General features: G+C 57.2%; 16 protein-coding genes and 6 pseudogenes. 13 read left to right on the top strand and 9 right to left on the bottom strand.

The window, feature by feature from the left end:
• Positions 1-1014 precede the first annotated feature (1014 nt).
• A pseudogene (locus EH240_RS38900) lies at positions 1015-1949 on the top strand (lactate dehydrogenase); the annotation flags it as partial.
• Between the two features lie 27 nt (positions 1950-1976).
• Complete coding sequence (locus tag EH240_RS37925; RefSeq protein WP_167484013.1) at positions 1977-2342, top strand: hypothetical protein; 366 nt, start codon at positions 1977-1979, stop codon at positions 2340-2342.
• Here the strand turns inward: EH240_RS37925 and EH240_RS38895 are convergent.
• The 8 genes and pseudogenes from EH240_RS38895 to EH240_RS14115 all read right to left on the bottom strand — a co-directional run bounded on the left by EH240_RS38895 (position 2238) and on the right by EH240_RS14115 (position 9645).
• Entirely contained in the window at positions 2238-2456 is a 219-nt protein-coding gene (locus EH240_RS38895) for an Lrp/AsnC ligand binding domain-containing protein (protein ID WP_245436037.1), read from the bottom strand. The two genes, EH240_RS37925 and EH240_RS38895, sit on opposite strands and share 105 nt — an antisense overlap.
• Positions 2457-3038: 582 nt before the next feature.
• Positions 3039-3243 (bottom strand): annotated as a pseudogene (locus EH240_RS38890) (IS630 family transposase); the annotation flags it as partial.
• 84 nt (positions 3244-3327) lie between these two features.
• Positions 3328-4182 (bottom strand): aldo/keto reductase, encoded by an 855-nt coding sequence (locus EH240_RS14135; protein WP_124999168.1) that lies wholly within the window; start codon positions 4180-4182, stop codon positions 3328-3330.
• Positions 4183-4551: 369 nt separating this feature from the next.
• A complete protein-coding gene (locus tag EH240_RS37920) occupies positions 4552-4695 on the bottom strand; it encodes a hypothetical protein (protein WP_167484018.1) in 144 nt (47 codons plus the stop codon).
• Between the two features lie 128 nt (positions 4696-4823).
• A pseudogene (locus EH240_RS38885) lies at positions 4824-5031 on the bottom strand (hypothetical protein); the annotation flags it as partial.
• A gap of 448 nt (positions 5032-5479) precedes the next feature.
• Entirely contained in the window at positions 5480-6748 is a 1269-nt protein-coding gene (locus tag EH240_RS14125; protein ID WP_124999166.1) for an NAD(P)/FAD-dependent oxidoreductase, read from the bottom strand.
• A 589-nt stretch (positions 6749-7337) separates the two neighbouring features.
• Positions 7338-8609: an ATP-grasp domain-containing protein gene (locus EH240_RS14120; RefSeq protein WP_124999164.1), complete on the bottom strand. Its 1272-nt coding sequence runs from the start codon at positions 8607-8609 to the stop codon at positions 7338-7340.
• 349 nt (positions 8610-8958) lie between these two features.
• Positions 8959-9645, bottom strand: coding sequence for a class I SAM-dependent DNA methyltransferase (locus EH240_RS14115; protein WP_124999162.1), 687 nt, complete (start codon positions 9643-9645; stop codon positions 8959-8961).
• A gap of 1126 nt (positions 9646-10771) precedes the next feature.
• Between EH240_RS14115 and EH240_RS14110 the strand changes: the two are divergent.
• The 5 genes and pseudogenes from EH240_RS14110 to EH240_RS14090 all read left to right on the top strand — a co-directional run.
• A pseudogene (locus tag EH240_RS14110) lies at positions 10772-11221 on the top strand (leucine zipper domain-containing protein); the annotation flags it as partial.
• Between the two features lie 631 nt (positions 11222-11852).
• The gene (locus tag EH240_RS14105) at positions 11853-12914 is read left to right on the top strand and encodes a GHMP family kinase ATP-binding protein (protein WP_124999160.1); all 1062 of its coding nucleotides are present in this window, start codon (positions 11853-11855) and stop codon (positions 12912-12914) included.
• Positions 12915-12924: 10 nt separating this feature from the next.
• Positions 12925-13980 (top strand): cysteine synthase family protein, encoded by a 1056-nt coding sequence (locus EH240_RS14100; protein ID WP_124999158.1) that lies wholly within the window; start codon positions 12925-12927, stop codon positions 13978-13980.
• A complete protein-coding gene (locus EH240_RS14095; protein ID WP_124999156.1) occupies positions 13980-16676 on the top strand; it encodes a lyase family protein in 2697 nt (898 codons plus the stop codon). The genes EH240_RS14100 and EH240_RS14095 overlap by 1 nt, the downstream gene beginning before the upstream one ends.
• A 436-nt stretch (positions 16677-17112) precedes the next feature.
• Positions 17113-18156 carry a GntG family PLP-dependent aldolase gene (locus EH240_RS14090; RefSeq protein WP_124999154.1) on the top strand — a complete coding sequence of 348 codons (1044 nt, stop codon included), beginning with the start codon at positions 17113-17115 and terminating at the stop codon, positions 18154-18156.
• 526 nt (positions 18157-18682) lie between these two features.
• Here EH240_RS14090 and EH240_RS14080 read toward each other — a convergent pair.
• Entirely contained in the window at positions 18683-18997 is a 315-nt protein-coding gene (locus tag EH240_RS14080) for a hypothetical protein (RefSeq protein ID WP_124999150.1), read from the bottom strand.
• Positions 18998-19880: 883 nt separating this feature from the next.
• On the opposite strand from EH240_RS14080, the gene EH240_RS14075 reads away from it, so the two are divergent.
• The 6 genes and pseudogenes from EH240_RS14075 (at position 19881) to EH240_RS14050 (ending at position 24304) form a co-directional block, all read left to right on the top strand.
• Positions 19881-20810, top strand: coding sequence for an isopenicillin N synthase family dioxygenase (locus EH240_RS14075; RefSeq protein ID WP_124999148.1), 930 nt, complete (start codon positions 19881-19883; stop codon positions 20808-20810).
• A gap of 280 nt (positions 20811-21090) precedes the next feature.
• Positions 21091-21360, top strand: a pseudogene (locus EH240_RS40040) (helix-turn-helix domain-containing protein); the annotation flags it as partial.
• A 156-nt stretch (positions 21361-21516) separates the two neighbouring features.
• A pseudogene (locus tag EH240_RS38465) lies at positions 21517-21681 on the top strand (ISNCY family transposase); the annotation flags it as partial.
• 355 nt (positions 21682-22036) lie between these two features.
• Positions 22037-22441, top strand: a complete 405-nt coding sequence (locus EH240_RS14060; protein WP_124999144.1) for a hypothetical protein — start codon at positions 22037-22039, stop codon at positions 22439-22441.
• Between the two features lie 250 nt (positions 22442-22691).
• Entirely contained in the window at positions 22692-23765 is a 1074-nt protein-coding gene (locus EH240_RS14055; protein WP_124999142.1) for a saccharopine dehydrogenase family protein, read from the top strand.
• A complete protein-coding gene (locus EH240_RS14050; RefSeq protein WP_124999140.1) occupies positions 23762-24304 on the top strand; it encodes an MFS transporter in 543 nt (180 codons plus the stop codon). The genes EH240_RS14055 and EH240_RS14050 overlap by 4 nt, the downstream gene beginning before the upstream one ends.

The raw sequence follows: 24304 nt of genomic DNA, 5'->3' as shown, positions 1-24304 counted from the left end.
CGCCTGCAGTCGCCAACCGTGCAAAAAGCGGGCTCTCCATAGAACTGAGCGCACATATTAAGTGAACGCGCACTCTGGCTGCTGAAGACGCGAGATTCCAACGCGCCGATAATGTCTCCTGCATAGGCCCGTTCCGTCGCGACTGGTCGAGGAATAACTCTCTAGCGAAATCGTTGACACGGACATCGAACGGGCTCCGTTGCTGGGTGAACGTAGCAGTTCAAAGCGCAAGAAGTGCGCCAACTCGAAAAAACGGTGTCAGTCCAATTCGTCGGCTTCCCGTTCGTTTCCGCCTGTTTGCTTTGTCACAACGTTGTCGGGCTCCAACCATTGGGCAAGCGAAGCCGGCCCCGAAAGTTTTGGGTCTGAGATCATCGTCGAGTAGCTAAGCCATTCGGCCTTCGCACTCACAGATCCGGGCTGCGTGTTTCGGCAATTCCCGGTCAGCCTTGGAGTGCACCCTCGACTGAGACAAATAAATAGCGGACAGTTTCTCGCAAGATTAGGAAACTGTTCACGGGATTGCAAAGGATCATCAATGAAGAGGGCAAGCTCTCGCTTCTGCAGCGAATGGAAGCGGGCGAGAATATCAGTGAATTGGCAAGGGAGGCCGGGATTAGCCGGCAACGGCTCTACGATTGACGTGATCGCCTGCGCCAAACCGGCAACCTCAAGGCGCGTCGTCGTGGACGTCCTGGGAAGGCGCCGGTTGTCTCGTCGGAGCCGTTGCAGCGATCGCTGAGAGGCGCCCCCGCCTGAGAAGAAGGCGCTCGCTGCGGATTGAACAAGCCGAACAGGGCGTCGACTATTTCACCATCCCACGGCGGCGTGCTGTTGCACTCATCCCGCTGACGGTCGACAGGGTCCACGGGCATCGTTTCTCGCGCGCGGCACACCAGATCGCCGTCGATACGGATGGGCGGCTGTTGATGGTCAACCTTACCCCGCCGACATCTCCGACAGTGCCGGGGCTCAGCCGATCTGAATGGTATCCGCAAGCGCTGGCCTGGGTGGGCCGACGCGCTGAACAGCCGGGTGCCGCAGATCTTCGATTCTATACGTTGAAGCAGGGCCATGCTGAAAAGCGCGTGCTCAATATCGTGGATACGGAAGCCGCCAAGGAAAAGCTGCAGAAGGTCAAGACCGCTTTCCAGAACTGGATCTGGTCAGATCCCGGCCGGACCGACCGGTTGGCGCGGCTCTATAACGACCGCTTCAACAACATCGCCCCTCGACGATTCAGCGGGGATCACCTGCAACTTTTAAGGCGCCTTTTCTCATTATGGGCACCGAAAGCGCGGCATCTGGCGCATCGTCTTGGCCGGCTCGACCTACCTCGCCCACGCCGTCGGCGCCGGCAAGATCATGACGATTGCCGCGGGCGTCATCGAGCTGCGCCGGCTTGGCCTGATCGCCAAGGCCATGTTCGTCGTCCCCGGCCTTGCGCAGGCGATCCGCGAATTTCTGGCGCTCTATCCGACCGCGAGAATTCTCGTGGCCGATTAGACGAACTTCAGCAAGGACATGCGGCATAGATTCCTGTCACGGGCGGCGACCGCCGCTTGGGACGCCATCATCATCACGCACAGCGCCTTCCGCTTCATCGGCCTGCCGTCGGCATTCCAGCAACAGATAATCCAGGACGAGCTGGAACTCTACGAGACGCTGCTGAGGCGCTGGTGACCCGGAAGGACGACCTCCTCACCATCTCCGAGATCGGCGTCGACCAGATCATCGTCGATGAAGCCCAGGAGTTCAGGAAGCTCAGCTTCGCCACCAACATGTCCACGCTCAAGGGCGTCGATACGAACGGCTCCCAGCGGGCCTGGGACCTTTATGTCAAATCCCGGTTCGCGGAGACGAAGAGCCCGGGCCGGGCGCTCGTGGCCTCTGGCACGCCGATCACCAATACGCTTGGCGAAATGTTCTCAGTGCAGCGCTATCTCGGTTAGCCGACCACATGCGCGGGCCTTTCGATGGCAGCGACGGCCAGTCTGCCGCTCCAGCAATCGGGTGCGAATACGACAATATATCTCCTGCATAATATCTCCTGCATAGATAACTCTACGGATGCGCAGCAGCGAGGACGCTCGGAAACTGCAGCTACGGAGGAAGTGGCGCAATTTCTGAGTAAATTTTCGAAAACTATTGTTTGTGCGCGCTGGCCGATCGGACGCGCCGGCGTACCGCCATACCTGATCCAGCTTGGCCTCACCCGCTCCGCTCGAATGATTACTTCAGCGCAATCCGCCGAAAGCTATACCCGTGATCCGTGGCTCGATCTTGAGGCGGTCAAGCGCGACCATACTCTTAAACTTTCGCACGTTCGGATCGGGATTTAGCTTCGTCTTAACAAACGCGTAGAAAGCTTCGACGTCATCCACAGTCACGATAAGGACGAAATCAGCGCTGCCCGTGACCAGGTAGCATTGAGTGACCTCCTTTGTGGCTTGCATCACGCGCTTGAACCCTTCGACAAGATCGAGACGTATGCGATCAAGCTCTACTAGCACTATCACCGTGATCAATTTGCCACGAGCCTTTCAATCCACGAGCAAGAACATCCGCAATAATCACCCTCGCGCACGCAAAATTGTGGTCGATGCATAGATGATGCCGAAGAGTCGTGGAAATCCTCGCTTTCATTCAGGGAGAGATGATCGCTGTATGTTGTGCCATGATCTCGTTCAGTCAAGCCTGGCCGCCAAGTGATATTTTCTTTTTATCAAGAATATAATCTTTTTGTAATAATTTTCTTATTTCCTCAATATCGCCAGGCGCTAGTGACGATCCCCGGCATAGGGTCGATAATCGCGACGGCTTTGGCAGCTTTGGCTGACCCGAGCGACCAACGAGCTGACCCGGGCGATCAACGACGATCAGGAGGCCGCCGTGATCGAGCGGACGCTGCGTTCCATGCCCAGCGCGAGGCCAAGCCCTGCCGCGAAGTCGCACCCTCTCTTGAATGGGCCGAAGGAGCTACCGGGCCGGGCTTCGTCCAGGGGCTCGGCGCGATCCTTGAGGATGCGATGCCGTCACTTGCCGACCGTGTGCTCATGCACTTCTAGTTCAGCCGCGAAGACCTGGCTGGGGATGCCCGTCTCGGCGCATCGCAGGATGATCCGGCAACGCTCCGACATCGATCGTGCGACACGCGCCGGCGAAGGACTTGTCGTCCGAGATAGTCACGCCCTCGCTACCAAGAACCAGACGTGCCGTCGGGCAACCCGTAGCGTTCGCCATCGCTTCTCCTCTCCAGAAGCGATGTAGCATACGATGTGACGAACTTCAGTGCCGAATGATTAGGACATTAGTGTAGGAAGATTTTCACGCAGCCTTTAAGAGTTCAAATTCCTCGTCCGTCAACCTTATTGAGGCCGCCGCAACGTTTTCCTCCAGATGGGCGACGTTGGAAGTTCCCGGGATGGGAAGCATGACCGGGCTGCGCTGCAACAGCCAGGCGAGCGCGATCTGCCCCGTTGTGGCTTGGTGTCGTTTCGCCACTTTCTCAAGCGACCCACCTGGTGTTGCCAGTCTGCCGTCCGCAAGCGGAAGCCAAGGGATGAAGCCGATATCGTTACCGGTGCAAAAGTCGATCACGTCCTCGCTGGCGCGGTCCGCGAGATTGTAGCGGTTCTGGACGGTAGCTACCTTAAAGAATTTCTGCGCTGCCTCGATCTCTTCGACTTTTACCTCGCTAAGCCCAGCGTGGCGGATGATACCCTCATCCAACAGCGATTTCACGGCCTCGAGCTGCTCGTCGTAGGACACTTTCGGATCGATGCGGTGAAGTTGCCACAGTGCAATCTGCTCGACCCCCAGCCTTTTCTGGCTGCCCTTCGCCTGGGCTATCAGATAGTCCGGGCGACCGTTCGGTTCCCATCGGTCTGGGCCGGGGCGCACGAAGCCGCCCTTGGTTGCGACGACCACGGAAGAATACGGATGCAGCGCTTCGCGGATCAGTTGTTCGGAAACGTCAGGGCCGTAGGAATCGGCGGTGTCGATGAAGTTCACGCCGAGGTCGGGCAATCGTTTCAGCGGACGGATCGCCTCCGCACGGTCGGTCGGTTCGCCCCACACGCCCTTGCCGGTGATCCGGTTGGCACCGAAGCCAAGCCGGTTGATCTCGATTTCGCCTCCGATCCTGAAAGTCCCTGCCTTGGCTGCGGTGATATTGGTCATTCCTTTCTCCGTCGCGGTGGTATTCCGATCGGCAAATCCCCGTTAAAGCGCTGCAAAATGTATGGGCTCGCGTCGCCGGACATAGGCCCCGACAGAAAACATTGTGCTAACATTCGGCATTCTCCGTCGTCGGTCCGTGACGCTTTTGCTATGCCACGATGCAATATGCGCGCCAAAGGAAAACCCGTTTAGATACAGGTTAATGGATCGGACCGGCGATGTCGCATGTTCGACATTCGTCGGGCGTCGGACAATGCCAAGTGACATGACCTGTTGCACGCCGGGTTGCCAAAAGTGGACCGTCGTCCAGTCAGCGATGAAATCAACCTGAGCGACGCGACACGAGCGATTGCCGGGATGGATCACAGCTCAAGATTGCAGCACCGGCTGGCGGGTCCCGTTGTAGCGCTCATCCACGCGGAAGAGGAACGGCAGATCCGCCGATGCCAGCGCCAGTGAACCGGCTTTGATTTGCGGGACGTATCGACCGCCATTTCCAGGCGCGGCGATCACCTTAACCGCCGATCAGTCATGGCTGGATAGGGCGAGGGTAATGAACACCCCGCGCCCATCAGCCACAAGCGCCTCTCCAACCGAAGGCTTGGGAACGTCCACCTTGCCACTCACGATGGCGAAGTCCGGTGCCAGATATCGCGGCGCGACGGCGTGTTGCGACGCAAGAGCATAGTCAGGGCCGAACTCGCGGCCCGCGCCGCGTCTCTCGTAAGGCACCGCAATGTCGCGCTCCAGCAGCATCTGCTCGACAAGACGCAGGCTGAGGGGGAAGCGGTAGTAGAACCATACAGTGGCGCAATGCTCGGTCGTGATCACGAGGAATCCGGGAACCACGGGGCCGCGTTAGACTTAACCAGTGTCCCGTTGGTTTCCCTTGCTGCCGCGCGAACGGCCAGTTGCCTTGCCAAGCCAGGAGTTGGTTCGAACCGAACACTATGCCGCACGCCGGCATCATATTAGCATCGGCTAAAGTCGCGGGCCGAAATCGCGGGTGACAATGACGTAATTGGGAGACGAGGACAGATCCTGAAAGCCTGCAAGCATAGTCGGAGCTTCCAGCTCGTATCAAGGGTTAGCGGACGCCATCAGGGCCAGCGGTCACAATTACGCAGCAAAAGGCCAGAGACATGACCGCGCCCTCCCATCGCTGAAAACAAGCGCTTGATCAGCGGGCGCCGTCTAGACATGACTACGGATCGATCGCCTCTGACGTCGTGGCGCCCCCTTGAACAACCTGACCCTTTAGCGCTTCCTTGATTCGTGCGAGAAAAATGATGCGCCATCAAAGCTCGGGATTAACCGACAAGGTCTGCCGTTGGTAGCGCTCGGGCCGATAAGGGAATGGATCGACCATCGGCGCCTCATTGTTCATCAGTTCGGCAATCAGGCGGCCGGTTGTTGGTCCCAATGTAAAGCCATGATGGCCATGTCCGAAGTGCAGCCAGAGGCCGCGGTGATGCGGCGCGCCGCCTATAACGGGCAGCATATCGGGCATACAAGGTCTTGTGCCGATCCAGGGCTTTGGCTCAACGGGCCGACCGACATCTAGCAGTTTGCGCGCCGCTTGCTCTGCGCACGCAAGCTGCGTGAGGTCCGGCTTGCCGCCTGGCGGGGCAAACTCAGCGCCGGTCGTGATGCGCGCGCCTCTGGTCATAGGCGCCAAGACATAGCCATTCGCCGCATCATACAGCGGCAGGTCAAGCCGACTGCCACCCGCAAAATGCCGATGATACCCGCGTTTGCGCACCATGGGAAACCGATAACCGAACCGATTTAGCAAATTCGGCGACCACGGGCCGAGGGCAATAACTGCTGTTTCCGCCTCCATTCTGCCATCCTCGGTGATAACCGACCAGCCGCCACTGCCACTTGCAGACAGGCTTTGCGCATCGCCGCGAACGATGTGTCCGCCCAAGCGCATGAAGAGATTGGCATAAGCCAAGACCAGCCCACCAGGGTCGAATACTGTCCACGGCTCCAGCCAGTGCACACCGCCAACGCCAGCATCGGCGAGCGCAGGTTCGGCTTGCTTCAGAGCCGCCGATGTCATGACTCTGAACTTCACGCCGTAGGCCTCGCGCAAAGTTACAGCGGCCGCGACTGCGGCCTCGAGAGCCGGCTGCGCGCGATAAAGTATACGAAATCCGTCGCGTCGGATCAGATTGTCCGCCTCGGATTGCCGGCTAAAGGCCTCATGCTCGCGAATCGCGCAGCCAATGATCTGCGCGTATGCCGCCGAAGCGCGCGCGTGACGTGCTGGAAATGAATGCCACCAATACGACAACAGCGGACCAAGATGCCACGGCAAAGCTGCAATGCGATAGCGCACGTCATTGGTGCGACCAATCGCAATATTTGCGAGCTCGCGCCAAGCATGCGACATCGGGTACGGCCGCAACGCTTCGCTCTGGATAATGCCCGCATTGCCGTAGCTTGTCTCCCGGCCTGGCTCCCTGCGGTCGAGAAGCACAACTGACCAGCCGCGCTGTCGCAAGTGTATGGCTGTCGCCACACCGACCATGCCGGCGCCTAGAATGATCGCACTTTTCATGGGATTTTCTTCCCCTGACCCATTACAGCAATAGTGGCGCTCGTCTCTGGCCGCCTGATGTAAACCGCGTGGGCGAGATTGGCGCTACTGAAGTCGGGGATAGTTTTCGGAGTTACTTGAATGCCAATCTTATTGTGCTTGATCGTACTGGACTTGTGCATCGATTTTGACTGCCTTCCCTCGTGGCTTATAGTCACGTGAAGCATGTGTCATGCTGCATCGCTTGGTTTGCTCGCCCAATTCGGCTACAAAAGGCGCCTCGTCATGTCCCGCACGGGGCAAAAACATGCCAAGACGCCTATACCGACACCGTCCGAGGGCGCCGGCCCTAGGTATATGGGGCAATCAATCGTGCGGGGTCGGCACATCAACCCGAGCACGGCTCGCCTCAGCCAGCGCTCCAGATTGGCGCCGGGCTGTGATAGGTGGGGCAGGGCAGAACCAGTTGCATTGACAAACGCCTGTAGGCGTGATCGCGCCCTATTTGCCCGCGACATCTTGGCCGCCCACCCACTCAACAAGCCCATCGCAAGCAATATGCGCGGCGCAAGTTGAAGAAAAAGACTCTTTTGACCTGTTATTCACGCGATCACCCACGACTGGTGCGGGACGATTGAGGGCCGATGAATGTTCCTGGAAACGGCGTGATCGACCATTCGATCAAATCGACGGCACGCTGAAGTACCGATTCGGTCCGAGCACGGTTCGGTGAAGCAGCGATTACATGTCCGATACAGTCTCGGTAATCGCCTTTCCTAAAGATCGGTGTTTTGGGTTCAACATAGAATTTTACCTCGACAACACCTGACACAACAGACGCCCGACTATCGCCAGTAATCCAATCGAGTATGCCCTCGCGATCGGGTATCAGTTTCCGCGCGGCCGCAGTGTGCGAATGCCTTCTGCGCAAATCCCATTCCTCGCCGATGACGAGCTTGATGTGCTCGGTGACGAGATCGATACCGTAAGCGGCCTGAACCAGTTGAGGATCGGGCGAGCCACTAAGACGCGGATTAACTTCAATGACGACTGGGCCAAGCTTCGTCCACCGGAATTCGATGTTTGATGGGCCCCATCCAAGGCCAAGAGCTCGCAAACAGCTCAGCGAGACATCGGCGATACGTTTACGCTCGTCGCCGGTCAGAAGTGCCGGAAAGGTGGTCTCACGAAAGACGAAATGAGGTGGCTGGCCAAACTCAGCGGCGGCAATCCCAATGACCTCATTTCCCATGATGTCAGTGCTATAATATGGGCCTTGTGCGTATTCTTCGACCAGTATCCTGGGCGAAGACCGCCATATGTGAGCTCCGCCTAGTAGGTAGGCCGTATGTTCGGTTAATTCATCGACATTGCGGCACAATCGGACTCCGCTGCTGCCACCGCCTACGGCCGGCTTGAGAATCACCGGCAGGCCGATCTCCGTAGCAAAGCTTTCTACCTCCGTCGCATTCGCTGCCAAGCGATAAGCAGGTTGTGGAACGCGGGCCTCCGCGAGGAGTTGGCGTTGAACGAATTTGCTGCAGCATCGTTCAACGGATGCGGGATTCGGTCCCGGTAGATCGAAATGTCGACAGAGCTTGCCAACTGTCGCATAGACCGACTCGTCGTCGCCGCCCGCAAAGCCAGTAATGCCAGCAATGTCATACGCCCCCTGCAGTCGAGAACATTCGTGGATCAGTGCATCGAGATTGTCTGTATCAACACGGATTACCTCAAAGCTCCCCGACGAGAGGTAGTCGTACTGAGTTGGATCAGCCGAGAGCGTAATTGGATGAAGCCCAAGACGCCGGGCTGCATGGACATAAAGAAGACCGTTACCTCTCGTATGGCCTTCAATCAGGATGAGCGCTCTTCTTGTCATTAGCCATTATCCGATGTTCGTCATATTTTTATTCTGAGTTGAAAACGCATTCAGCTTTTAAGGGCCGATCTCAGAACTTACAGTGAACTTACCATTGCCCTCGGTGTCCAATTGCGAAGATTCTGTGAAGTAGTTTGGAGATTTTGTTGCAACAACTGAATGCGGCCGACCGGGAAATCGATCAAGGCGATAGATCGGCTTTGCCGAAATGGAGGGCGTCTGGCAAGTTGTTGTTATCGCCCCGCAGTCAACTGACGGCGCTGCCGTACATCAACCCGGAGCCACCGGCAACCGATAGAAGTCCTACTTGACAATCAGATTCACCAGCGAGATCTGAGTAGCATAGCCGCTACTCCGTCGGTATGCTCGCGTTATCGGGCACTTGGAAAACCCAATAATGCGCATCCTCGTCGTAGTATCTGGCATCGCTTAGACAATGTGCCGGCAGAAGGACGTCTGCATCTTGCAAACGCCGCACCTCGCCGTCAAAGCACGTGGCTTCCGCATAACTCTTGCGGGTGCTAACGATGACAAATCCCTTCGGGCGCGTGACGCGAGCTAGTTCGCGCAACCTATCCGGTCGGGTATGTTTGTGCGTGAAGACGCCACAGCAGACCGTGATGTCATAGCTCGCATTGGAGTAATCCGAGAGTGGACCGTTCAGGTCGACATCGCCCTGGACATGGCGGTAGATATGGGTCTGCCGGGCCTTTTCGGCCATCTCCTCGAAGAGATCGAACCCGTCGATCAACTGGAAGCCAAGGCGTTTTAGCTGCTGACCGACGAGGCCCGTTCCGCAGCCGGCGTCTAGGATTGTAATGACTGCTCGCTCCTTGGCCAAATAGGCCGTCTGAATGGCGCCCGCCAGTTCCGCCACGATCATCGGCCCGCAGTACCCCCGACGGCCAACATCGAGATCGTAGGTATCAGCCTGATCGCGATACTGGGCTAAATAACCGACATCCGTGTCGAGTACATGGGAAGTCTTCTTTGGTGCGGTTTGGTCCAGTGCGGACAGTTGATCGGCGATTTTCATGAGAGTTCCTCCATTAGGGGGCGGATCGGATGCGGCACAGCCCTCTCTGTCTCATTGGCCAGGTCCTTCGCGGCCGAGGGCGCGATGTTGTAGTGTCTATTTGATGCTCGGCTTCCAAAAGCTTAGCGATCATCGATCGCGCCATGCTGCCACTACCAAAGAATTCGATTTGTTCAGCGCTGTGAGAACGTGTGCGGCGCTTCCTCAAAGACTCTAGTCGACGAATGACTTCCTTCAGTACCGTTAGCAATATGACGAGATGTACATGTTAACTCTCTTGGGGTAAAGGAATCGAATATTAAATCTTGCTATCGATTTATATGTAGAACACATCAAAGTGCAAAGGAATTATTGCAGGCGATAATACGTACTTAACATTTTACGATGGACGCAGTTCGGAATTCGCGGGCTTAAAAAATATGCGTCTCCTGAGTTAACAGTTGACAAGCGAGCCGCTCGGTACGCTGCGGCGCTGTTGATAGAGCGCTGCACTCACAGCTTGCCTGGTGAAGAGGCGGTCATCCGAAAATGATGAAGTAAACGGCGTCATGACGGGCCACGGCTACCCTGGTTTTGGTTCCAACTATGCAGATCATCTGCCGCCCTATCGCCAGGCACAGATCCGGGCCCTCGGTTGGCAAGGCGCCTTCGATGAGCCGCGCCCGAGCGGAAGGCTGCACGTCGCAGGCGCGGGAGGTATCCGGACCGGTGCACGACGATCACGCGTAGTTGTGCCGGCAAGATGTCGAGCCCTTGGCTGACGACCCGCCGTGCAGGTCGTTATGGCAACGGTAGGCATGATCCTCGATGTCGACGACCCATCTCGACTCGTGGAGGTGCGACCGCAGTGCGCTTCCGTGGCCCGGCGCTTGGCCGCGCGCCTGGTGCTCGGCCGGAGCGGCCTATTCTCCTCGCCAGCCGCCCCGACCGGTTCAGCCTTCTCTAGGCCGAGGAGAAGCTCAGCGTCTCGGCTCTTCGATCGCGGCGGTGACGTTGCAGTTCCGTAATGATCTAGCGTAATCGGGCATTCTCGACGTGCCTAGGTGTAAGCTTTCAGAGGTTGTCCATCCGGACCGAACCGAGGAGACTGGAATTACCAGGCTTCAGTACTCACCGGAGCGTCCGAATGAACATACACAAGACCGCCCGTTTGACACCGTTGTGTCGAGAGGAGATGGCTCTTTCGGTGATCGAAGGGACATCTTTCCCAAGCCCTTCCGGCGCAGACTTATGGTGTGTCGGCCAAGATCATGGCGCGTTGGGTGGAGCGGTTCAAGGCTGATGGCCGCGCAGGTATGGCCGATCGCTCTTCGCGCTCCAAGAAGCTTTATCGTCTAACCGAGGCGCGGCCACTGTCGAGCGCATTGTCGCGCTGCGGCGCCAGCGCCTGACCGGCCAGCACATCGCGGTTGCCGTCGGCGTCTCGCCGGCCACCGCCAGCCGGGTGCGCTGGCCTGTCGCGGCTGGAGGATATCGAGCCGGCCGAGCGGTGCGCCGCTACGAGAGGGCGCATCCAGGCGAACTCATCCATCTCGATATCAAGACGCTCGGCCGTTTCGAAGCGGTCGGTCACCGCCGTCACCGTCCTGGCGTCGACGGCGCCACGGCGCACGCGCATGGCGATGCCGTCGATCTCAAGCTCGGTCACTTCAGCGTCGCGCTCCCCTTTCTATTTCCGCTGTTTGGTGGGCGCTTCGCCGCCGGTTCTAGCGGCGCCGCAATGACTGCCTGGATGAAGGCAGGTGGGCGGGGCGCGCTTCTCTGGCCACAGCCCACATAACGCCGACGAGTACGGTCGATCGCCGTGCAGACCACCGTAGTTCGTTGCCTCGCAAACCCAGCATGCGGTTGCGGCCGTCACCCTTCTCTGCGCCTTCCGGCTCTCGCAACATCGATGGTGCCTGCTCCAACTGATACAGTGGTTTTGTTCATTCAGCCCTACCAAGCGGACGTCATTCTCGCCTAGGTGCTAACCGTCCGCGCAGGGGCCAACGGATTGTCCTTAGATGCTCCATCTCACGGGCAATCATAAAGCAACAGATTTTACAAGTAACTTCATGAAATCTTTGCAACCGCGAAACTCCTACAGTGCTACGTTCGCCTCAGAGCTTGGACAGGCAGGCGCTCAATTAATACGCAGAGGTTCCATGTTCCATCTACCTCCAGGCAGTCAAATCACATATCAGCGCACCTGAAGGGAGGTGAAAATGCCGATCCAGCACCCCACCTATTCCACCGGCCACTCAGGAAGCGGGGCGAGCCTTAGCACAGGACTTCTAAAGGAAGCGGCCGCCGACGAACTGTGGAGGCAACACGTATGTTTCCAGGCATTCGATGGCGAAGATGCGGTTGACATTAGCGTTGAGCATGGAGAGCAGGCAGGACAGAATCCTGGCCACGGCGAGGCCGTCTGTTGCGGCACCTTCGGCGAACTATTGCAAGGTCAATTGCCGGTTGGCTCCCTCCCCTTGGACCTTCACTTCTTGGTCACGATGCCGATCGCGCTCTTTGCGCGTGCTCACTTCATTCCGATTGAGGGCACACGATCTGTAACTGTTTTCCCGCCGCATAAAGTCAAAGCAAAACAACTAGCTGAGAATCTCGTGATTGCGCTCGACGCCTCAGGAGGAATGCTTCTTTTGCAATCTGAGATTCCGGAAGGCAAAGGGCTGGCGAGTTCGTCTGCGGATCTTGTCGCGACTGCACGGTCAATCGCTTACTGCTTCAAGCGTATAGTCCCGACATCGTTGATCGAGAAGCTAATGGCGGAGATTGAGCCATCCGACGGGGTGATGTACCCCGGTGTGGTCGCATATCAACAGCGAGCATGCACTCTTCTGTCCTTTCTCGGGCAAATGCCGCCGCTTGCAATCGTTGGTATCGATGAAGGAGGGACGGTCGAAACCGTCGACTATGATCAACGGCGAGGTGAAATCTCCGCCAGTCACAGAGCAGAATATCAACAATTACTCGACCGCGCACGCATGGCAATTCCCCAGGGTGACACGGCCACGATAGGCAGGATAGCTACGGCCAGCGCGGTCCTGCATCAGGAGCGGGCTCCAAAGGAGCATCTGAACTCGATGCTGAAAGCATCCGAGGCCACTGACGCTCTCGGGGTCATAGTCGCGCACAGCGGCACAATGATTGGAATCATACTTGATCGAATCGCGGCTGACTTTCCACTAAAGCTTCGGTCAGTGCTCGCCCATGTATTGGCGTTCGACAAATCGCCAAAATTATACATGACCATGACTGGCTGCCGGTGAGGTAAGCAATATGGACGTTGTTAGCAAACGCCTACCATTCTCCGGTTATTCTGATGCCTATGCTCTCCCCAGCATTATTAGGTGTGAGACAAACCTTTATCTTGCACAGTTCGCGTTCATGAAGCTTCTCCCTGCGAAGCACATCATTGAGCAAGCGCTGGCTCGAGGGACTTTGATGCACGGCATGAAAGTTCTCGAGACCTCAAGCGGAACCTTCGCACTGGGTTTGGCCGTAGTTTGCCGGGAACGCGGATTCGAGCTCGAAATCTTCACAGACCCAGTGATGGACAAAGGCCTGGAAAACAGGTTGAACTCCTTAGGAGCCGAAGTCTTCATAATAACTGAAAAGGCGAAGCAGGGTGGCTATCAAAGAAGCCGCCTTGACGCATTACACGCTAGGATGAGACAGTTGGGCCACTCCTGTTTCTGGCCCCGGCAATACGAAACACCGGACAACCCCGCAGCCTATAAGCTCTTCGCCGATCAGATATCGGGGATGTTGGACGCCGACGTAACTTTGGTCGGTTCTGTGGGGTCAGGTGGCTCTACTTGCGGAACGATGGAGCGCCTCCGCCAAAAAGCTCCTGGCGCGCGGCTGATTGGAGTGGACACTTTCAACAGCGTCATTTTTGGCCAACAGGACGGCGAACGGAAACTGCGGGGGCTGGGGAACAGTCTTGTCCCCAAAAACGTGAAGCATGAACTGTATGACGAGGTGCATTTCGTCTCGGCTCCGCTCGCATTTGCTGCAACGCGAACCCTCCACGAGCGGCACGCCGTTTTCGCCGGTCCGACCTCCGGAGCGAGCTACATCGTTGGGCGATGGCGCGCTAGGCAGTATCCAGGAGAGAACGTAGTCGTCATATGCCCCGATGAAGGCCACCGCTACGTTGAAGCCGTTTACGACCACGAGTGGCTGAAGCAGAACGGATGTCTAAATGAAGGTGTTCTGCTGGACGCGCCGGCGACCGAAAATCACCCTTGGACCGCTCTCCCGCCATGGAACCGATATCTTTGGAAGCGGAAAAGCCGGGAAGCTGTCCTGACCCTTTTGGAGGAAGTTTGATGAACAGAGGTAGCTTCCTTTTCGTGGAAAGCAACACGACTGGCACCGGCGAACTACTGATGAAGCGGGCTCGACTCCTGGGCTTTGAGACGTACCTGGTTACGCGCAACCCCGCGCGCTATCGGTTTCTTGAGGACTCGGTCGCCCAAGTGATCGAAGCTGAAACGCGCAGTCTGGACGAACTCGTCGGGGTCGCCGCCAAGTTAAGAGGCCTGGCAGGTATATACTCATCGTCAGATTATTTTGTGGAAGCAGCGTCAAGTGCCGCGACGAAGATGGGGCTACCAGCAGCCAATTGGAAGGCTATAGCCACATGCCGGAACAAATGGAAGCAAGCGGCCGAGTTGCAGCGACAATCGATCCCGATCCCTGAAACAGGGCTGGCCACTTCGGTCAGCGATGTCGAGAATATTCTTGCCCAAGCTACTCTGCCGGTGGTCGTCAAACCGGTGTCTGGTAGTGGTAGTAGCGGCGTGAGGTTATGCGATAGTGCCACAGCCGCCATCAAGGCGTTTGAGAGCGCAAGGGGCGCACTGCTTGATCAAGTAGATCTGCCCAGTCCCGACATCCTCATCCAGCAATATGTCAAAGGCAAGGAATACTCTGCAGAGATAATTGCGTACGACGGGAGGCTGCATTGTCTTGGAATTCTTGCCAAGCACAAAGGGCCGCCTCCCTGCTTCGTCGAGGTGGGGCACGACTTCCCGGCCCCGCTTCGGGAGCCATCCTCCAAAGCACTGGCTTCTTTTGCCGCGGGCGCAGTCTCGGCTCTGGGCTTGGAGTTCGGACCGGCTCATGTAGAGTTCGTGATAACGGAGTCGGGCCCCATCATCATCGAGGTCAATCCCAGACTGGCTGGAGGGATGATTCCAGTCATGCTCTCCCACGCCCTGGGAACGTCAATCCTTGACATGGTGATTAGACTTTACGCGGGAGAAGGGTTCTCGCCTCCACGAGCGAGCGCGAGGGCGGGAGCCATCCGCTTCCGACTTGCTCACACGTCCGGGAAGATCAAACGCCTGGGCTTTTCTCAAAATCCAGAACCGACTGTGCCAGAGGCCGGGCTACTAAAATCTGAGGGGGAGGACGTTCAAATCAGTGGCGACTTTCGAGACCGCGTAGCTTACGCCATAGGCGTCGCTGATGAAGTGAATGCCGCCGCCGGGGCAGCTCAACGGATGATCGATTCCCTTGTAATCGATTTCGATGCGGCTGGCGAAACGGCCAACACGCAAGTCGCTGGGTCAAGCGAGGGCGGGTGGAACCTACATCCCGAAGCGATGAAGTTGCTCGCTCCGGCTATAGAAATCTCGCGCGATGGCCGCCTTCTGCAGCACCAGGCGGCCATAGACGAAGCACATCTGGTGATGCTTGCGGACCAGGGCTTGATTAGCCAGGTCGTCGCTGCCAATCTTCTAAAGCATATCTTGGACCTCCAGGAAGAGGGATTTCAGTCTTTGGAGGGCCGCGATGCTCCGCGTGGCCTCTATCTTGCGTATGAGGCCGAACTTGCCGCGAGAGCTGGCCCGGAACTGGCTGGTTGGCTGCACCTTTCGAGATCCCGCAACGACTTAAACGCGACCATTTCTCTTCTGGCCCTTCGGGAAGCAGCGTGGTCCATGTCTCAAGAAATGGGGATTCTACAAGATGCGATACTCCAGCGAGTGGAAGAAGCATCGAGGCTTGTGACTCCGCTGTATAGTCAATACCAGATCGCACTCCCTGGGTCGCCAGGGCACTGGCTGCTCAGCGTTTTCTTCGCTCTGGGGCGCGAGCGTCAGCGCCTCCATTGCCTCCTGGAAGACATCAGGAACTGCCCTATGGGAGCTGGCGCCGGCGGAGGCACCAGCATGCCTATAGATCCCCTGAAGACCGCAAAACTTTTGGGATTCGAACTCCCGACATTCAACTCACTTGATGGGGTCGCAAGCCGCGATCATGATCTGCAAGGCCTTTCAATCTTTGCTGGCGTTTCAATCTTGCTCAGCCGGGTAGCGCAGGACCTGCAGGTTTGGACGACTCGTGAGTTCGCTCTCATCGACATTCCTCGAATTCTTGCCGGCGGCTCGTCCATGCTGCCGCAAAAGAAGAACCCGTTTCTACTTGAACACATAAAAGGGTCGGCAAGCACCGTAATCGGCGCATACGTTTCTGCGGCAACGGCTACCTGCAAAGCACCGTTCAGCAACTCGATTGAAGCAAGCAACTACGGCTGCTCTCCTCTCAGGCTTTCAGAGGAGGCCGTGAAGAGGGCCGTCATCCTCACATCGCTTATCGTGAAGTACATGTCGTTCAACATCAGGTCTATGCGCGAACATCTGGAAGACGGGTCATCAATGACGGCCATCGCCGCCGAACGGATGGCGTCCCGAGGCATCCCTTTCAGGGAGGCCCACACACAAATTGGCGAGATCGCGCAGCGACTATCTCAGGATAGCTGCGCAACACAGCGCCGAAGCGAACTGGCTAGCCACCTCGCGGATGTGTTGCCGTCGAGTCTTGAAGAGTGCAGGGACGCTCTGCGGTTCGGAGGAGGGCCGGGAAAAAGATCAACCGACGACCAGATTACTGTAGCAAAAACGCTGTTTGGGGACCTGCAGCATAAATGCGAGGACATACGGGAGCGCTGGGCGGACGCCGAGATGCGACGGAAACAAAGGGTGAAAGAACTCATCGATAGACACCCACTTGCCTGAAGAAGTCTATGTTGGGACGTCTTCGTCGATAGGTCGTACATCGGGGGATGCCCAGTTGGCTGGGAATCTTCACCATTCCACACATTTACGCGCACTCTGTTGCAATCCCGGAAGTGGAACTGCAATTCTGGTTCTGTAAGGCTTAGGCGCCGGCCTTCAGGAGACAGGCCGAACAAGTGCAATGTATCCAACTGTCTCTATTTCAAACCGCGCCAATTTGCGCGGCAGACGTTCAAGCGCAGGCGCATTTTGGCGCAAGACTTTCGCCTTGATATGCCACCTTTGTGGCGTCGAAAGTCCGCCTTGCGAGGTCGCTGTGGCTTGTCCGCAAGAGCCGCAGAAACCATCTCGCTTGGACGGTTGCTGGGTTGCCGAACGACGTCAAAGGTGCGTCAGGACAGGACAGTTATCAACACGTGACGCTAGGAAGAGAACTATGATAGATCTACTGAGCGACACCGTCACCCTTCCCACCCAAGAGATGCGCCAGGCGATGTTTGTCGCCGAAGTGGGTGACGCTGGTTACGATGAAGACCCAACGTTAAACCGGCTAGAAGCGTTGGCGGCGGAAATGCTCGGCAAGGAGGACGCCGCTTTCCTATCGAGCGGATGCCAAGGGAACCTTGCTGCGTTGCTCGCGCATTGTCCCCGCGGCCACGAGGTGATCGTCGGCGATCGCTCTGATCTCTACGACTTCGAAGCCGGCAGCGTTTCGGTGGTGGGGGGTCTCGTCCTGCACCCCGTGCCGACGGAAGCCGACGGACGGCTGTCCCTGGATAATTTGCGGTCGGCGATCCGCGACAAGAGCGATTACCAATGCGCGCCGCCGGGCGTCATCGTGCTGGAGAATCCGCACTGTCAACGTGGCGGGCGTGTCTTGCCCGCGTCCTATATTAAGGAAGTGCGCGAGCTTGCCGACGAGCACGGCCTGCCACTGCATCTGGATGGCGCCCGCATCTTCAATGCGGCGATAGCCTCGACGAAACCGCCGGCGGAAATCGCGGAGGCCTTTGACTCGATCATGTTCAGCCTGTCTAAAGGACTTGCCGCGCCATTCGGCTCCATGGTGTGTGGACCACGGCCCTTCATCGACCGGGTGAAACGCTATCGGAAGCTTCTGGGGGGTGGACTTCGCCAAGCCGGCTTCATGGCCAGTGCGGGTATCGTGGCGCTTGAAACCATGGTGGACCGGCTGGTCGAAGATCACCGTCGGGCGAAGTTGCTGGCGGAGGAAATCGGCGACATTCCCGGCATCCGCCTCGAGTCTCCGGTCATCGATACGAACATGGTGTTCTTTCGGCTTGAGAGGGACGGTCTGTCGGTCCCAAACTTCTTGGTGGCGCTGTCGCAGCGGGATGTGCGCATGGGCACGCTTCGCGAAGGCGTGGTTCGCGCGGTCCTTCACTATCTCATCAGCGATGACGATGTCGACGCGACCGCAAACGCCATCCGATCAGTTCTTCAGGCGGAGCCACGATGATGGGGTGGCGACGAAATACCCACGCGGCAGACGATGCTGTTGCTCTCGCCGAGAGCGGGCACCGGTGAGGTTCGATATGTCAGAGAGATATCCTCCGATAGTCCGTCTGTACGCCGCCTCGTCCCCAAGCTCGGACGCCCGGGTGTACGATTGAGATTTTGCTATGAGGCTGGACCCACCGTGGGCGAGCTCGCTTTGCCGCAGCCTTTCGCTGCCGGCTTGCGATCGGCAATCAACTGCAACGCCGCCTGGAGTGCCAGCGGCTAGATCGCCCGCAGCACTTCCGCCGACAATGCCGCATCGATGCGCATGTTGCTGAAGGCGGTGCATCCTTCTCGGCCGAGGGTCGACATGGCTACCGCAGACATAGCGCGCATCGGGGCGCCAATGGTGCAGTACCTTGAGCTTGCGGCCGCAGCACCCGCAGCGCAGCAAGCCGACGAGAAGTGCACTGCCGTTGCGCACCGAACCCGACACCATCGCCCCCTTCATATTAGCATTGCCGGCAATAATCGTCTGGCTGCGATCATACTCCGCCCAGGAGATAGCCATCATGGTGGTCGCGGATTATAACCGTCCACTCCTCGCGCCGGCGCGCAAGACCGTGGGTGATGACTTTACGGCCGTCTTTGACGCGCGTGCACGAGGCGGTGCGTCCAAAGACATAAGCTCCGGCATAGACCGGATTGCAATGTCGTGCGACAGTCCTGCCGACGCCGACAAGAGCCAGCACGTCCTTCTTCGCCATGCGGAACAGACCCTCCAGCTCACCGTCTTGGGTGCGGACATCCTGCAGCCTGTTTGAGGCGATCTGGCCCCGGCGCTTTCGAAGCATCGCCAATTGATGCTCGAGTGCCTCAATGCCCTCTGTAGCTCATAGAGAAATGCCACGCGCCTGTCTCCGCCCGATAAACGCGGCCCCCGATTGACCTTCGTTCTTCGTACCTCGACGGATCGCTCGCAGGAGCGTCACAACGCGAAATCGCTGAAGCGCCGATCAGTCAAGGCCGCGTCCATGCGTACGGTCAGCGTGAAATTCGAGCGAGCTCCGGCCCGATCTTTCGTACATCGTCGGACTGGCTTTCGTCGAGAATTATAGGAAATGTCCTCTACGTCAGCTTCTGAGTTCGAGCAATTGTACAATTTCCATGTAAAAAATCCTAAATAAAAGTTAATCAATTGTAATAGTAATCGACAAAATTCTTAATTTATCTTATATGGTATCCGACACAAATCCCCTGTATATTGCGGTGGTAAGGTCAATACAATACCATAAACAACCGTCAACAGGTCTTACCTGTGAAGAGAGCTCCATGTCTAATTTAACTGATAGAAACCACCGCGACGAGAGATGGCCCGATAGGTCGGACAAACTCGCGTTCCCGCAATGTCCAAGACATTGTCGACCTTGATGAGCCGCTCTCCAAATACACCAGGGCGAACTATCACATCACAGTCTGCAGGTATTCAGGCTCGGGTATGTCAGGACGGATTGGCTGCGCGAACTGCTCGCGTCACGCGCCCGAGCGGAGTTTATCAGCGTGAGTGCTCGTAACAGCTATCGGACGGCCACACCTTGGATGACGAGATGAGCCCTCTGCAACATACCACCGTTCCTGTGTCAGCACTCTGCCTGGACGACGGCAGATACATCACGAGCAACAATGTAGACTACAAGGTTTTCTAGAAGCCCACAAGGCCAAAGCACCAACGGAGGAGCGACTATGACCACGTTACCGCAAATCTCACTGGCGAAACTGTCAGCCGATGCAACGCGACGTGAAGAGCAACAGCACTTACGCATGGCCTGCGAGGAGTACGGGTTCTTTTACCTTATCGAGCACGGAATCCCCAAGGAAGAGATTGCAGAAGCGATCGACGCTTCCCGGCGGTTCTTCAAATTGCCACAGTCGGTCAAGGAACGCTATGGTCCCACCGCCCAAGACGTGTACCCTACTACCGCCCGTGGATACAGTCCGATGCGCGGCGAGGTGCTACATCCCGAGGCCGGCCCCGATCCAAAGGAACTGTTCGACCTCGGAACCGAGGACGAAGGCGACCGGCGTCCATTTGCCGGACTCACGCGCTTCCCGGATGACGCCTTGGCTCCTGGTTTCGCGCGAAGCCTGCTTACTTTGCAAGCTACTGTGCTTAAGGGGGTTGTCCCGCAGCTCGGAAACGCGCTTGCCGACCTGCTCGATATGGAACAGGGCTGGTTCCAACGCCATTTCAGCCCGCCAACAGTCCTGCAACGGGTGATCCGGTATCCAGCTAGCGGCGGCGTGGCCGGCAAGCATACCGACACAGGCTTCTTCACGCTACTGCTGCAGGAGGAACTCCCTACGCGCTCCTTGCAGGTGTGGTTCCAAGAGCGCTGGACGCCGGCGCCGAGCCTGCCCGACAGTCTAGTAGTCAATTTGGGCGACATGCTTCAGGCCTTGAGCGACGACCGATTCAAGAGTACGCCGCATCAGGTCGTACACAATGGTTCGACCGACAGGATTTCGCTGCCGTTCTTTATCTTCCCCGACATCGACGCTCGCCTGACTTCCCGGCAAGGGAAGCACACCTTCAGTGTCGCAGAAGTCATGCTGCGCAACAGCAAGTCACAAGAAATAGGGAATGGCGCCGGACGCGCGCGAGAGTTGCAGTAGGTTGAGGCGTGCGCAAACTGTGGCGACGAGCGGCACACGTCGACGAGGTGCTCTGTAGGAATACCAAAGGTTCCGAGGCCTGACTCTCTAGGGGTTCCCGCCTCGCTGATCCGTGATTCCTTGTCGCGAGGAGGATTCGGGTGATGGGATCAGCGGTGAAGATACGGACGGACTATCGGCTGCCACGCTTCGGCGACCGGTGAAGGCCGCGAAGGACGTTAACCAGAGCAGGCGCATATTGTCGCGGGCTGGTCATGGACGGGGATGAAGCCGGGAAGATGCTGCACGGATCGGCGGCATGGACCGGCAGACGCTGCGGGACTGGGTGCATCGCTTCAACGAGGATGGCCCTGACGGACTGAAGGATACCTGGTATGGGGACCCACGCCGCGCCTGTCGCCGGAACAGAAGGCCGAACTGGCGCAAATTCCGAGCCGGGACCGGACTGGCGATTGACGGCGTGGTGCGCTGGTGGCGCATCGATCTGCAGCGTGTCATCGAGGATCGTCCGGCGTCTCCTATGACGAGCGCTACGTGGGCAAGTTGCTGAAGGAACTGGCTTCTCGCACATGAGCGCGTGACCGCGCCAACGGGCGCAGGATGCCTGGATCGTGGGTTCAAAAACGTATGGCCCACCCGTCGGCAAGAGGCTTGTTTCTGATGGCGGCTGCTGTTCGAAAAGCCGCCAAGGGTTGTGCCAGAGCCGCGGCGGCGCATTAAAATGCGCACCTTTGCCGACTGGAATGAGCTGCTGCCCGGCAGCATGGAAATGGACCTGGTCGCTCATTGCGGGAGAGTCAACCGCGGTAGCTACGTTCACAGCCTGGTTCTGACCGATATCGCGAGCGGATGGACGGAGGCCGCGCCCATGGCGCGGGCTCGCCCTTTGCCCTGAGAGCGCCGGATGTGACACGCGCCGCCCGAAATACGCTTCCCGGCGCTGCTCGAGCGCGGTCGTGCAGGCGCATGCCCCTTTGGGTTTGCATGCGGGCAACAATCTCACCGTTTTAGGAACCGCGTTTCGATTGTAGCAGCGTTGATGAATAAATTATAAACTATTTAATAATACTTGTAAAACAAACCTTCCACAGATTGACTTCTATAGCATCTACACATTATAGACTTTTACCTAAAACTACCCCCATAAGCCGCATTCAAAATTTGTTGCTTTATGATGCTGTTTATGTCTGGTGCGTCCGATCTCCATGATAGCAGCGGATATCGAAATGTTTCTTAAATCCGACGGAACTGAAGTCTGGCTAAAGAGTTCGGCACGGTTGCCATATCTATCGTTGGCCGGGGTGATTGAGACCTCGGAAGATTATACGAGAATCCGACGGAAGCTGTGTCGTGCTTATGAGCAGATTTCAGGCATCGCCTCCGACGACGCATTCTTGGTACGAGATCTCGGGTGTGACGGCGCCTTGGTTTTCTGCGCCCGCCCTGACAAAAATTGCGCCTTGCTGCTGTTGGGAAAATTCAACCGAGGCGAGGAGAGACGAACGCCTTGTACTGTTCTCGAAAAATTCTACGACGTAGTAGGAAAAACAATAGATGGTATCGGCCGGCAATCCGGCGCAACCATTCGTTTCGACGTCTTGCAACTCGAGTTGGCAATGCACGCCGGCTAAAGAGGCGTCATGAGCTGGAACAGCCTCTTCATCGTCACGATTTTGCCCTGCATCGAGGCTGGGCATCTCGCTAACAGAGGGATTGCAGGCTCGTCCTATAGACCTGGTTATCGCTGTTACGTCGAGACGCAGAGCGTCAAACATAGTGCGAGCTGGCCCGCTCAACCTGCTGCGTCAGCCAGACGATTTCGCAGCATGAAGTAGCAAAAGAGAATCAAAGTGAAGCGCTCGTAGGATAGAGAGGTAGGCCGTGAAAAAGATACTGGTCATTGGCGCAGGCAAAATCGGAACGGCGATTGCCGATGTGCTCACCGCAGACAGCCTATATGAGGTGATGCTGGCAGACGCAACAACGGCCTCGCTAGCAACACTTCCCGCTCGCGCCAACTTGCAGACAGCAACGCTGGATGCCAACGATCCGGATCAGCTGTCTTGCGCGCTGCAGGATAAATTCGCGGTGCTTAGCGCGGCCCCGTACCATCTGACCGTCCGCATCGCCGATGCCGCAGTTGCCGCCGGCGTTCATTATCTTGATCTGACCGAAGACGTCGAGAGCGCCCGCCACATCAAAACACTGGCTCAATCAGCCAGCACCGCGCTGATACCGCAATGCGGCCTCGCTCCGGGGTTTATATCTATCGTGGCTCGTCACCTTATTTCCGGATTCGACTGCATCGACTCCGTACGATTGCGTGTTGGTGCTCTGCCGCAATATTCTGTCAATGCTCTGCGTTACAATTTAACATGGAGTACTACTGGTGTTATCAATGAATATTGCAACCCTTGCGAAGTCATCGTTAATGGTAGGCGTGTCGAAGTGCCGGCACTTGAGGAGTGCGAGGAATTGGTGATTGATGGAGTAAGTTATGAAGCCTTCAACACATCTGGGGGCTTGGGTATGCTATGCGACGCTCTGCAGGGTCAGGTGCGGACGTTGAACTATCGCACGGTCCGCTATCCAGGCCACGCAGCCCTAATGAAGCTACTCCTCCACGACCTTCGCCTAAGTGAGCGGCGTGAACTGCTGAAGGATATTCTCGAGTACGCATTGCCGACCAGTCTTCAGGACATGGTCATCATTATGGTAGTTGTCAGCGGACACAAGCAGGGACGCCCATTTCAAGAGGTCTATGCCAATAAAATTTACCCTCAGGTGGTTAACGGCAAGCCGATCAGCGCAATCCAAGCAACCACGGCGGCTGGCATCTGCTCGGTGCTTGACCTGTTGGTCAATGGCAGACTGCCGCTGGAAGGACTGATCTGCCAAGACCAGATCAAGCTCACAGAATTCCTGGCTAGTCGCTTCGCTGGGGTCTATCATTGAACAGCGTCCAGTTCTATCTCTGGCTTATCTTCCTCCCGACCTATGCTAATCTTGTTGGTGGACTTGACCGATGGGAAGGCTTCGTCGGCAACATCGTCGCGACCGCTGCCTATTGTATTGCGATTCCGATCTTTGCTGGTCTCTCAGACCGGTTTGGTAGGAAGCCGTTCTTGGTCGCCAGTGCGGGATGTTTTTTCCTTTTCACGTATCCTCTTCTGTCGTCGCTTGTCGGCGACCTTGGTTTTTGGACCTTTCTCTTGGTATCGCTCGTCGGAACCTTGTTCGTGTCCCTTAACAACGCCGTCATAGGAACGGTGTTCGCAGAACTTTTTCCAACCGAAGTCCGCACCTCGGGAATAGGAATTCCTTACGCCGTAAGCGCTGCGATTTTCGGGGGTACAGCTCCAATGGCGTCCACTTGGCTGCACCAAAGCGGCGGACCGCTGTCTATTTCGGCCTACGTAATGGCCATCTGTGCCGTAACCCTAGTGACCCACCTGCTGATTACGCCAGAGACGCGAGCAAGACCCCTCGGCTGA

Source organism: Mesorhizobium tamadayense, assembly GCF_003863365.1.
GTDB lineage: Bacteria > Pseudomonadota > Alphaproteobacteria > Rhizobiales > Rhizobiaceae > Mesorhizobium > Mesorhizobium tamadayense.
This window is presented reverse-complemented; position numbering and strand designations above follow the sequence as displayed.